Source organism: Marinobacter sp. 3-2 (assembly GCF_003751355.1).
GTDB classification, from domain to species: domain Bacteria; phylum Pseudomonadota; class Gammaproteobacteria; order Pseudomonadales; family Oleiphilaceae; genus Marinobacter; species Marinobacter adhaerens.
In genome coordinates, this window is record NZ_RJUQ01000011.1 from 1,036,764 (window position 1) to 1,049,151 (window position 12,388).

Annotated in this window: 11 protein-coding genes; 6 read left to right on the forward strand and 5 right to left on the reverse strand. The window is 58.4% G+C overall.

Features of this window, described 5'->3' with window-relative positions:
• Positions 1–6 precede the first annotated feature (6 nt).
• The 4 genes from EDB94_RS06670 to EDB94_RS06685 form a co-directional block, all read right to left on the reverse strand.
• On the reverse strand, positions 7–1,266 hold the full coding sequence (locus EDB94_RS06670; RefSeq protein WP_219908230.1) for an ABC transporter substrate-binding protein: 1,260 nt from the start codon (positions 1,264–1,266) through the stop codon (positions 7–9).
• Positions 1,267–1,302: 36 nt separating this feature from the next.
• A complete protein-coding gene (locus EDB94_RS06675; protein ID WP_108017845.1) occupies positions 1,303–2,751 on the reverse strand; it encodes a carbohydrate porin in 1,449 nt (482 codons plus the stop codon).
• Between the two features lie 110 nt (positions 2,752–2,861).
• A complete protein-coding gene (locus EDB94_RS06680; protein ID WP_108017846.1) occupies positions 2,862–4,328 on the reverse strand; it encodes an ATP-binding protein in 1,467 nt (488 codons plus the stop codon).
• Positions 4,315–5,031 carry a response regulator gene (locus tag EDB94_RS06685; protein WP_041646342.1) on the reverse strand — a complete coding sequence of 239 codons (717 nt, stop codon included), beginning with the start codon at positions 5,029–5,031 and terminating at the stop codon, positions 4,315–4,317. Before EDB94_RS06685 ends, EDB94_RS06680 begins: the two co-directional genes overlap by 14 nt.
• Before the next feature lie 102 nt (positions 5,032–5,133).
• Between EDB94_RS06685 and EDB94_RS06690 the strand changes: the two genes are divergently transcribed.
• A complete protein-coding gene (locus EDB94_RS06690; RefSeq protein ID WP_108017847.1) occupies positions 5,134–6,396 on the forward strand; it encodes an ABC transporter substrate-binding protein in 1,263 nt (420 codons plus the stop codon).
• A gap of 33 nt (positions 6,397–6,429) precedes the next feature.
• On the opposite strand, the gene EDB94_RS06695 is transcribed toward EDB94_RS06690, so the two are convergent.
• Positions 6,430–8,118, reverse strand: a complete 1,689-nt coding sequence (locus EDB94_RS06695; protein ID WP_108017848.1) for an HAD family hydrolase — start codon at positions 8,116–8,118, stop codon at positions 6,430–6,432.
• Positions 8,119–8,244: 126 nt separating this feature from the next.
• Here EDB94_RS06695 and EDB94_RS06700 point away from each other — a divergent pair, with 126 nt between their 5' ends.
• The 5 genes from EDB94_RS06700 (at position 8,245) to EDB94_RS06720 (ending at position 12,378) form a co-directional block, all read left to right on the forward strand.
• A complete protein-coding gene (locus tag EDB94_RS06700) occupies positions 8,245–9,084 on the forward strand; it encodes a cytochrome c oxidase assembly protein (protein WP_108017849.1) in 840 nt (279 codons plus the stop codon).
• On the forward strand, positions 9,081–9,674 hold the full coding sequence (locus EDB94_RS06705; protein WP_108017850.1) for an SCO family protein: 594 nt from the start codon (positions 9,081–9,083) through the stop codon (positions 9,672–9,674). Before EDB94_RS06700 ends, EDB94_RS06705 begins: the two co-directional genes overlap by 4 nt.
• Positions 9,675–9,748: 74 nt before the next feature.
• On the forward strand, positions 9,749–10,663 hold the full coding sequence (locus tag EDB94_RS06710) for a cation diffusion facilitator family transporter (protein WP_108017851.1): 915 nt from the start codon (positions 9,749–9,751) through the stop codon (positions 10,661–10,663).
• Between the two features lie 54 nt (positions 10,664–10,717).
• Positions 10,718–10,864, forward strand: coding sequence for a DUF2256 domain-containing protein (locus EDB94_RS06715; protein WP_075267585.1), 147 nt, complete (start codon positions 10,718–10,720; stop codon positions 10,862–10,864).
• Entirely contained in the window at positions 10,861–12,378 is a 1,518-nt protein-coding gene (locus tag EDB94_RS06720; RefSeq protein ID WP_108017852.1) for an FAD-binding domain-containing protein, read from the forward strand. The genes EDB94_RS06715 and EDB94_RS06720 overlap by 4 nt, the downstream gene beginning before the upstream one ends.
• Positions 12,379–12,388 lie beyond the last annotated feature (10 nt).

The window sequence follows — 12,388 nt, forward strand, 5'->3', positions numbered from 1 at the left end:
ACCGGATCAGAGTGCCGCCTGAATAGCTGCCGCCAGCTGGTCAGTCGCCCGGGCCGGATCCTTGTTATCGGAGTTCACGAAGTTGGTGACAACATCAAAGATCTGGCCCTGCACGTAACTGGTGGTAGCCAGGCCATGGGCAAAGCTGGGCACCAGGCCGCCGTCCTCAGCACTGCTTTTGAACGTGTCCATGGACGCCTGCGCACAGGTGTCAAAGTCGGACATGTCCATGTCGGTACGAACCGGGATCGAACCCTTGGCCTTGTTGAACACGGCCTGGAACTCCGGCTCCATGATCGTGCGGGCCAGGTCTTTCTGGGCCTTGGTGTTGTCCTCATCGCTGAGACTGAACATGGCGAACGAGTCGACGTTAAAGGTGAACTGACCACCGGTACCCGGTGCCGCGGCACACACATAATCCTCACCCGGCGTCAGACCGGCAGCAGTGAACTCACCCTTGGCCCAGTCGCCCATGATCTGCATGGCGGCTTCGCCCCGAATAACCATGCCGGTGGCGGTGTTCCAGTCACGCCCGGCGGCATTGTCATCCACGTAGCTCATCACCTTGGCAAACTCGGCGAAGACCTCTTCCATCTGTGCGCTGTTAATTACGTCCATGTCGTGCTCAACAAAGGCACTGGCGAAGTCGTCCGGGCCCATGACCGCAAGCGCCACGGCCTCGAAAACCGTTGCGTCCTGCCAGGGCTGGCCTCCGTGGGCCAGAGGAATAATGCCTGCCGCCTTAAGCTTCTCAGCGGCCTGATAGAACTCATCCAGGGTCTTGGGCACACCCACACCGACCTTGTTCAGGGTCTCAGGATTTGCCCACAGCCAGTTAACCCGGTGCACATTCACCGGCACCGCGACATAGCTGTCCTCGTATTGCATGACATCGGCAATAACCGGTGGAATCAGTTGACCCCAGTTGTTGGCCTCCGCCACGTCATCGAGACTGGTTAGAAACCCAAGCTTGGCCCATTCCCGGATATCCAACCCCTTGATCTGGGCGGCAGCCGGAGGGTTGCCGGAAACAGCGCGGGTCTTGAGCACGGTCATGGCGGCTTCACCGCCACCGCCGGCCACGGCAAAGTCCTTCCAGGTGTGGCCCTGATCTTCCATCATTTCTTTCAGTGCGACCGCCGCGCGGGCTTCCCCGCCAGCTGTCCACCAGTGCAGAACTTCAACTTCACCGGCCTGGAGCGCCTGGGCCGGAAGCAATGCCGCGGATACGGCTGCAGCGGTGAGAGTCTTCTTGAACGTAGTCATGGTCAATTCCTTCCTGTTTTATTGTCTTGATCAGGTTCAGAACCAGATTTCCATCTGGGTGCCAAAGGTCCACTGACTGCTTTCGAAATCACTGTCGACGCCAAGTGCATCGCCAGCAGCGTAGGTTTCAAGCTCGTCATCCCATGTTGAGTAACTTGCAAACACGCGGATTTCAGGACGGTTCCAGAACCCGCCGACCTGGGGCTTGAAGGTGGGCGCTACAGTAAAACGGCTGTAGTCTCCATCCACGGAATTTCTACCCTGATAGCCGAGGGTGGTGAGATCCATGGTCTGCCAGGAGGCCTCGTACTGCATTTCAAAATTCGCACTCAGCTCCTGGGCAACACGGGCATTAAAGGTCAGCCACTGGTATTCGTCGCCCTTGATGTAACGATCCTCACTGGTTTCCGCCAGAATCGCCGGTGCGAAACGCCAGGTTTCGCTGAGGTAGGTGGTGCCGTATACCGCTACACGGGTGCTGACCGCATCTTCGTGCAGGTCGCCATCGGCGCCGATGTTCTTGGTTTCGGCGCCCAGGCCGGTACCGTGAATTATCGCGGCCTTGAAGCTACCGTCTGAGATTCCGAAGAAACTGTCCCCGTGGTAGGCAAGCATGGTGTGCAGGCCGGTCTCGGCGGCTTCGGTCACGCCACCGACTACCCGCAAATCGTTCTCCTGAGCCTTCATACCATTGATCAACCACTGGACGTTCCCGAAGTAGTTATTGGCAGTGAGGATCAGATTGTCAGTGTCTGCGGTGATGTCCTGATCCTGGATATCGGAAGGGAACTCCAGGAAGCTTCGGCCATAGAGGGAGAAGTTGGATTTCAGGCTGTCTGAAAACGTGACGTCGTAAACACCCGCGCCCAGACCTCCCAGGAAAACGATGTCACTGTCGAGCCAGTGGATATCGAAGTTCAGATCCCGGTCGAAACGCTTGCCGGCCCAGATCGCGGCGTCGTCGAAAATACCGGAAAAGCTGGCCAGGTTACTGAATTCCACATAGGCCTGGCGAACGTTCAGGGCACCGTCACCGGCCGTCCAGTCGTTCGAGGACGTGGTTGAGTCGGCAATCATCAGCCTGTAGTGGGATTTGGTCCCGTTCTCGGCCACCTGCTTGTAGTTCAGGATAGCCTCAAGATAGGTATCAGGCTCATTGCCGAGTCGACCGACTGCACCGCCAACGGAACCGGCGGGGGTCAGGTAGGGTCCGCCCGGGGCACTTTGCAGATCGCCGTTCAGAAGCAGGCCGGAGCGCGCATAGGTGTTGAAGGAAAAGCCCTCCAGACCACTGGCCTTCGGTTCAACCTCGGCCAGCTTTGCCTCGAGAGTCGCGAGCCGTTCTTCTACGGTCTGGTCCTGAGCCTGTGCCTGTCCGGTCATCAGGCTAAACGATATCAGGCCAACGGCAGCGGGTAACAGACGTACGTTGGGTGTTCTTTTTGCAGGGTTTGCAGGGGTAGTGCCATAGGTAACATTGAGCATTCTTGACTCCTTGTTTTTGTTTTATTGGCAACGATGGAGTCTATGGCAAGAAACGAACACGCTACGTATCAAAGGGAAATGCCCATGTAACAAGGTTGTTACACAAGCTGTCAGTGGCGGGGCAAGGTCAGCTGGACGTGCAATCCTCCGGTGGGGCGGTTGCTGATCTCCAGCTCACCGCCGTGACTCTGGGCAATGTTTCGCGCTATTCCGAGCCCGAGACCAAAACCCTGATGCTGATTTTTGTCCAGCCTGTAGTAGGGTTCGAAAATGCGGGACAACTGGTCATCGGATACACCGGGGCCTTCGTCCTCCACATGGATCACCAACTGCCCCCCCGTATCTTCAATCCTCACCATTGCTCTGGCCCCGTATTTGACGGCGTTGTCCACGAGATTTCCGAGGCACCGTTTCAGCGCCAGCGGCTTACCCCGATAGGAACTGCAATGTCCCTGCACGATCACCTGTCCGGAGCCCTCGCCCTGGTAGGCTTCAGCCATTCCCCTCAGCATTTGCTCAACATCCACCGACTCGGGATTTTCGTGAATGTCGGTATCCTTCATGGACTGGAGCGCATTTTTCGCCAGCAATTCCAGTTCCCGGAGGTCCGCTTCCAGACGTTCCCGCATCACATCGTCCTCAATCAGATCCACGCGCAAACGTAACCGCGTGATGGGTGTCTTGAGGTCGTGTGAAATGGCACGGAATAGCTGGTTCCGGTCGCTTATGTAACTCTGCAACCGGCGGCGCATGGTGTTAAAGCTGCGGGTCACGGCCAGGATTTCCGCACTGCCCTTCTCGACCAGGGGTGGCTGATTGTCCTCGAGCGGCAGATCCCGGGCCGCCTTGGCGAGCTTCCTTAGCGGGCGCGTCTGTTGCCGGATAAGCCACGCGAGCACGGGAAAAAGGATGGCGATCATCACCACCAGAAACAGAATCTGCTGCCCCGGGATGCCTTCATCCTCCAGTGACACGAAGGGTGCCGGCAGTGCCGCAGCCAGGTACAACCATTCACCGTCTGCGACTTCGATCTGGGTGACCAGCACTGGCGGATTCAAAGGCTCCAGAGTCAGCGCATAGTGGGCCCAGGATTGCGGCAGCGCATCCAGGGGCAATTCAGTGTTCAGGATCCTCAACTCGGCGGGGTCGACAAAATCGACATACAAGTTGATCCGGTTGCCCAGTCTCTTGTGCAGTACCGTTTCAACCTCTTCGGTAACCAGCTGTTTTCGTTCGGTGTCTGGTAACGGCACCATATCGATACGCTTATCATTGAGCGAGACGAAAAAGCGGGTGCCGCCCATGTCACGTAGCTGATCCAGCACAATGTGCCGGTATTCCAACGGAAGCGAGTTAAAAAACTGCGCCGTTGCCGCGGCCGACTGAGCCAGGTTACGGGTGGTGGCCACCAGTCCCTCAACCTGCTGGGCCCGAAACGTGGCTATCCAGGCGGCGCTGGAAATAATCTGGGCGCTGGCCATCGCCAGCAGTGTCAGCAGCAATACCCGTCCAAGCAATGAGGAAGGAAACCAGCGCCAGGATTTCTTTTCCGCTTTACCCGCCTTACTCCGAAACATGAGTCACCGTTGCTGCCAGAAGGTAACCGGCACCCCGGACTGTCTTGATCAGACGGGGATTACGACCCTGATCTCCCAGCCGTTGCCTCAGGCGGCTTACCGCCACATCGACGACCCTATCAAGGGGCATGGACTCCCGGCCACGAGTAACATCCGATATGGTGTCCCGATCCAGAACCTCGTTGGGATGGCTCAGAAACAGCTGCAGCAAGGCAAAGTCCGCCCCGGACAGTGCCGTACCTTGCTGGTTCTCATCAATCAGTTCATGGGCCAGCGTATCCAACCGCCAACGATCGAAGTCGACGTAGCGAGGGTTGTCGGACCGACTGAAGCTGGCCCTGCGGAGAAGAGCTTTCACTCTGGCCTGCAATTCGCGGGCGCTGAAGGGTTTGGCGAGGTAGTCATCAGCACCCAGCTCCAGCCCAACGACACGATCTGTCTCGTCAGAGCTCGCCGTCAACATGATGATGGGCACCCGGCTGTATTCGCGAATCTGCCGGCAAAGGGTGAAACCATCATCCCCCGGCAGCATGACATCCAGCACAATCAGATCGACATGGGAGGAGTTCAGCCGCTCTCGCATCTGATCGCCATCTCCCGCAGTCCTCACGTCATAACCTACACGGGTCAAATGCTCCTCTAACAGCTCGCGGATGGCGGCGTCGTCATCCACGACCAGTACTGATGCTTTTCTTTCGTTCATGGGTTGGACTTTGTTGTTGTTCATGGTTAACAGAATATGTTCTTAAGTTGTGCAGCAAAAGCCCCACATTGGTGCTAGCCTGACATTAGGATTGTTAACACCATGGACGCGGCCCCGACGATGAACCTTCGACTGGCAGTGGGTCTGACAACTGTACTGGCATCACCCCTTTGCCAGGCCCAGCCTCCAATCCTGAACCTCTACACCTTTGAAAGCCCGCCGTATCAGATGGTGGGCTCTGACACGGGTGGAGAAAGTCAGATCTCCGGTGAAACCGCAGACACGGTGATTTGTGCTGCCAACCGGGCCGGCTGGTCAACCCGCATCCGGATTACGCCCCAGAACCGGGCCATACATTCGCTGGAACGCAATATGATCGATGGCTATTTTGCCATTGATCCTTCTGCAGAACTCGACACCATTGCCACCCGGAGCGATCCGGTGGCGCTTGAGAAGTGGTACTTTTTCACTCGCGACGACAAAGCGTTTACCAAAGACCTTCGAATAGGCGTTGTCGCCGGCAGCAACGAAGAGGCCTGGCTGAGCGCTAAAGGCTATGGGATTTTCCTGAGCGTATCCTCCCCCTCACAGCTGTTGGCCCTGCTCAAGCGGGGCCGAATTGATACCGCCCTGATGGATGAGCGAGTCATGGATCGTCTGCGCCAGGCCAAAGAATTGGCCGGCACGCAGCTCCGTGCGCACTTCGTTCGCTATGCCCCGCTCTACCTTTATCTGGGCGAAACCTTTACCTCAGACAACCCCGAATTTCTCGGCATATTCAACCGCACGCTGAACAGCTGTATGGCTGGGCAACTTGCGCTGTCACAGGAAGAAGATCGACGCATTTCCGAGCTGTCGAGCCGGCTTTTCAAGGAAATGAACAGCATCCTCGATGTTCGCCAGATCATCGACGAAGGACCGAGGCAGGAGAGCTTTACTGACGTAATGACCATCGACAGCCAATGGACGGCGCTGTCACCCCTTGCAGTGCCAGATCTGGCAGCGGACATACTGGCACTTCCAGGCTCCAAAGCGCTGCAGGCGTGGCAACATTCCCACCAGGGCCTTGTCACAGAGGTAATGCTGGTCAATGACATGGGAACCCTCGCAGCGATGAGCCAGCTCACCTCGGACTACTGGCAAGGTGATGAGCCCAAATTCCAGAAAGTCATGGAAAATCGGGCAACCCAACCCGGTGGCGATCCACCGATATACCTCTCACCCATTCGGTATGACAAGTCCGCGGCCAGATTCCAGGTTACCGCCAGCAGGCCGGTTTTGAATGATCACGGGGAACCGGCCCTCGGTGTGATCGTGATCGGACTCAGTATCGAGGAAGCACTGAGCAACTCTGAACAATACTGATTGATTCAATCGCCCTCCCGGCAAAGCAGACACTTAGGGCGGTCCGACTTCACAAGCCAACACCAGGGCCCAGAACTCCGAGAAGTCATTGACCACCACATCCGGCTTATCCGGGTGTTTGTGGGTACCCGGAAAAATCTTGTTCAGCCAGGGCAGATCCCACTGGGCTCCGTTGAAGAATACCGAGGTCAGGCCCGCGCGCTTGGCGGCAATAACGTCAGTCGTGCTATCGCCCACGTACCACACACTCGGGTCGGGCGGGTAATCCAGTTTCTGGACCGCCAGCAGCAGTTGATCCGGGTGGGGCTTGCGCAGGGGTGTATCGTCGCCGCAGACGTCAACATCAAACAGATGCGTCCAGCCGGTATCCTCCACCGCCGCCAGTTCGTGCTCGAAAAACTCGCGGTCCCGGTTGGTAATGACACCCACCTGGATGCCCAGCCGCCGTAACCCTTCCAGAACTTCGCGCACCTTCGGCTCAAACGCCTTCACGGTACCGTAGTGTTTCCGGTAGTGGTGGTTGAACGCCTGGTGGGCAATCTGCTTGGCTTCCTGGTCATCCCCGAACAACACCTCAAAGATATCGGTTCGGGAAATCTTGCGGTCTGCCTTCACCTTCGGATGCAGCTTCGCAAACTCCCTGACGTAGGCAACCAGCTTCACATCTTCCGGGGTTTTGCTGTCTTCCGGCGCCACCATGCGGTCCATCAGTTTGAGTTTGTGGAAATCCGGCAGCATGTCGTCCACCGCGTGGTACATGGCGTCGAGGGTATCTACCAGGGTGGCGTGCCAGTCGAACAGGATGACTGCCGGACGGATGAGCTTGACCACCGCCGGGTGCCAGTCCGGCTCAATTCTCGGCTCGGGTCGCTGTGGCGGCGGAAAGGGCCGGGGTCGAACCTCGGCAGGCGTCTGCTCGAAGGCCTCCGGCTGGCTCCGCTCAAGCAGGGCTAAAAGGTCCATGAGGTCCTCAAAGCTGTCCAGAATGGCCGCGGGCGCGTCCCGGTGCGAGAACCAGCTGTCGATCCGGCCGGATTCCCAGCAGGCGCCGTTGTAGAACACGCCCGACACGCCGGCCTTGTTGGCGGTGAGCATGTCGACGTAGCTGTCGCCGACATACCAGGCCGTTTCATCCGCTGGCAGACCGAGCTTTTCAAGCGCCTTGAGAATCACCTCGGGGTCGGGCTTGTACTCGGTTACGTCGTCGGCACAGACCGTGGCATCGAACAGGCGTCGCCATCGGCCTTCGTCAACCGTCTGTAATTCACGATCCAGAAACTCCCGGTTCCGGTTGGTGGATACCGCCAGCCGAATCCCCATCGCTTTCAGGGCGCTGAGGTACTCATACGCGCCAGGTTGAAACGGTTTTACCTGCCCGAAATAACGGCGGTAGGCCTCGTTGTAGGCCTTGTGGGCAATCAGCTTGGCTTCTTTGTCGTCGCCAAAGATGGCATTGAAAATGTCCGTCCTTGAAACCCGCCGCTCTGCCAGAATACGCGGATGCAGGCGCCGGAAGATCCGGATGTAGCGCACCAGGCGCGCGTCGTCGCCGGTACGGCATTTATCCTCCGGCAGCAGCCGCTCCACGAGCCCCAGCTCTTCCAGTTGCGGCAGCATATCTTCCATGGCACTGAACATGGCATCGTGGGTGTCGACGAGGGTGCCGTGCCAGTCAAAGATCAACGCCGACGGTGCTGAAATGGAATCGCAAAATCGGGCCATGCCTCGCCTCCATCAGAAGTTGCCTCAAGCCGGCCTTGAAATCCGCCGCCGGGCCGGCAAAACTCAGCGGTACTGACAAGAAAGATAAACCCGGTTTCCACTGCGTGCACGCATCGAGTCTGATCCATGCCAGTATCGAGCTACCTGCTGCCCTACGACTTTTCACCGCTGACCCTGCTCAGTTATATGCTGGTGCTCGGGTTTTACGGTGTAGCGCTACTGAGGATGCCGGAGCAGGACCGGCCGGGATCGGGCCGTATCGTCACTTTCACGCTCGGGGTCATGCTCTGCTATGCGGTAATGCAGACCCGCTTCGACTACTACTCCCAGTACATGTTTTTCGTTCACCGGGGACAACACCTTATTCTTCACCACCTGGGGCCAATTCTGATTGCGCTGTCCAATCCACTGCCCGTGATGCGATTCTGGTATCAGAGGATCTCCCCGTCTGTGCGTTATTGGCTGCAACCTCTGGGGTGGCTTTACCGCCTATTGCAGCAACCCCTGATCGCCTCGGTACTTTTCGTGGGACTGATCTACTTCTGGCTCTGGCCGTCCATCCATTTTGACGCCATGCTCAGCCGGCAGCTGTACTGGATCATGAACTGGAGCATGCTGCTGGACGGCCTGCTGTTCTGGTGGCTGATCTTCGATCCCCGCAGTCCTGCAGTCACGAATGCGCTTGGCTACGGGAAACGTATCCTGCTGCTGGCGCTGGTGGCGATTCCCCAGATGATTCTCGGAGCCTGGATCGTATTCTCCAGGGGCATGGTGTATGACGTCTACGAGGTCTGCGGCCGGGCATGGCCCATGCCTCCGGAGACGGACCAGTTGCTGGGCGGCCTGCTGACCTGGATTCCCCCGGCCATGATGAGCATCCTGGGCATCCTGATCGTGCTTCGCCGGGCCATGCATGAAGATGGCAAATTCCCGAAAAGCCGCTCTCTGGCGGGAGGTAACGCATGAACAGAATACGGCTACTCTGGCTGATTTTCGTGGCACTGATGTTCACCGGCTGCACCGGGAATGATGAAAGCTGGCACGGCAAAGACATCTCAGGCCTGATGCCCGAGCTTGAGTTCCAGCTCGAGGGCACTGATGGGAATACCGTGACCCCCGCTGACTCACGAGGCACCATCCGGCTATTGTACTTCGGCTTCACCTCCTGCCCGGATGTCTGCCCGACCACGCTGACCGATCTTCGCCGGTCCGTTGGGCAACTGCCCGAAGAGTACCGGGACGATGTAACAACCCTGTTCGTCAGCGTTGACCCGCGCAGGGATACGCCGGAACGCCTGGCCAGCTACGTGGATTTTTTCGGTGATCGGGTTGTTGGCATGACAGCGGAAGAACCCGCGCTTCGAGAGCTCACCAAACGCTATCGAACAACCTTCGGTTACGACAAGCCCGACGCCAGCGGCAACTACAACGTCTCCCACAGCAGCGCCGTTTACGTGTTCGATCGCAGTGGCAACGCCCGGCTGCTGCTACGCCCCGGCCTGTCGCCCGAGCAGATCAGTGAAGATCTGGCCCAGCTGGCCCGGGAATCGGGTTAATCTCACCCTTGACCCTGTAGCAACTACAGGGTTTTGAATGCTCCCCAGAATCATCAAAAAACGGAGAGCAGAAAATGCACAGCCACCACGATCACAGCCACGGGCACGGCCATGCGCAGCATTTCGACACGCATAATCGCTCGTTTGCGCTGGCCGTCGTGCTCAATGTGGTCTTTGTTGCCATTGAGGCGGTCTACGGTGTCCTGTCCGGATCCCTGGCCCTGCTGGCAGATGCCGGCCATAACCTGAGCGATGTGCTCGGCCTTGTCATGGCCTGGGTTGCGAGTTGGCTTGCCACCCAGAAAGCCACCGACCGGAACACCTACGGACTGAAAAAATCCACTATCCTGGCAGCTCTGTTCAATGCGCTTTTTCTGATTGCTGCCGTTGGCGGCATTGCCTGGGAGGCCATTGGCCGTTTCAGCGAACCGGCGGAGGTTACCGGTTTGACCGTCATCGTGGTCGCCGGCATCGGGGTCATTATCAATGGCCTCACGATGCTACTGTTCATGAAAGGCCAGGAGGGCGATCTTAATATCCGCGGGGCGTTCCTCCACATGGCGGCAGACACGGCTGTGTCCGTAGGCGTTGTGGTTGCCGGCCTTGTGATCCTGCTTACCGGCCTTGACTGGATAGATCCGCTCGCAAGTCTGGTGATCGCAGCAGTGATCTTTATGGGAACCTGGCAGTTGCTCAAGGATTCGCTCAATCTTGCGGTAGACGCGGTACCCAGGGACATCAACCCGCAGGAAGTCCTCGACAGTCTGAAAGGACTGCCCGGTGTTGAATCGGTTCATCATCTCCACATCTGGGGGCTGAGCACAACGGAGAACGCTCTCACAGTCCATCTGGTAAAGCCCGACCCGGCCAGTGACGATCAGATCATCGAGCAGGCCACCCGAATGCTGGCAAGTGACTTCAATATCCAGCATGTGACCATTCAATGGGAGCGGGAGGCCAGCAATTGCCCGACACTTGCCTACTGCTGATCCCCGGGAAGGAGCCGGACGTACTATGGCCAGAAACCTGAACGGAGCTCGCTAGTGCCTCACAAGAAGCTGAATCTCCCTGAAAAGACCTGCCCGGTCTGCCAGCGGCCCTTCGCGTGGCGGAAAAAGTGGGCAAAGGACTGGGAAAATGTCCGCTACTGCAGCGAACGTTGCCGGCGCGAGAGGAACGCATCCACATGACGACCGTTGTGTGGTTCAAGCGCGATTTGCGTACACGGGATCATGCCCCCCTGGTGGCGGCAGCCAGCCTGGGAGAGCCCGTCATTCCGTTGTATGTTATCGAGGATGAGTACTGGCAACTGCCGGATACCAGCGGCCGGCAGTGGGCGTTTATCCGGGATTCTCTGGGCGACCTGGACCGACAGTTGCGCAAGGCCGGCAGCCAGTTGCTGGTGATTCGAAGCTCGGTGACCGATGCGTTGAAGCAGCTTCAGGCCCGCCAGGGCATCAACCGCATCTTCTGCCATCAGGAAACCGGCGGACACTGGACCTTCGAGCGAGACAGGGCGGTAATTGGCTGGTGTTCGGAAAACCAGGTGGAATTCCGTGAGTGGAACCAGTTCGGTGTGGTTCGCCGCCTGAGCGACCGGGATGTCTGGGACAGGGCGTGGACCGAGCTGATGCGCCAGCCAGTGCTGGAGGCTCCGACTGCAATCCCGACATCGGATACCCTGAAGACCGATTGGGCTTCCGACAATGGCCAGGGTTTCGAAGTGCCAGACTCATGCCCGGACCGCCAGAAAGGCGGCAGCGCGAGAGGGGAAAAGCTCCTCGACTCCTTCCTGGATCGCCGCTGCGTCGGTTACCAGTACAACATTTCCAGCCCGAACACCGCCGTCAGGGCCTGCTCGCGCCTGAGTCCGCATATTGCCTACGGCACCGTCAGCCTGCGGGAGATCTACCAGGAGGCCAAGGCCACCGGCAACCACCGCAACACCCTGCCCCGAAAAAAGAAAAGCCTGACCAGCTTCCGCTCCCGGTTGCACTGGCATTGCCATTTCATCCAGAAACTGGAAGACGAGCCGGAGTTGGAGTTCCGGGCCATGCACCGGGAAATGGAGGCGTTGAAAACCGGGCCCAATGATTCCGAGCGACTGCAACGCTGGCAGGAAGGCCAGACCGGATGGCCCCTGGTGGACGCCAGCATGCGTGCGCTGGCTCATTCTGGCTGGATCAACTTCCGGATGCGAGCCATGCTGATGGCAATCGCCAGCTACCAGCTGTGGCTGCACTGGCGCGATCCGACCCTTCACCTGGCCCGCTTGTTTACCGATTTCGAGCCGGGCATTCACTACTCACAGACCCAGATGCAGTCCGGCCTGACCGGCATCAACGCCCTGCGAATCTACAACCCGGTGCTGCAGAGCCAGAAACTGGACCCGGAGGGCGAGTTCATCCGGCGGTGGATTCCCGAGCTGGCCGGCGTGCCCAGTGAAATGATCCACACACCCTGGCTGATGACACCGGCCCAGAAAGAGCGTTATGGCGGCAACACCTACATCTCACCGGTGTGTGACCATGAGCAGGCCGCTCGGGTTGCCCGCAAGGCGGTTGGCGACTTTCGCAAGCAGCATGTCAGCAAGACAGAAACAGACCGGGTGCTGTTACGCCACGGCAGTCGCAAGGGACCTGTCCAGAAACGCCCCGGCGTGCCAGCGAAGCAGCAGCCCGATCAATTGTCACTCTTCGACTAGAGGGCACAAT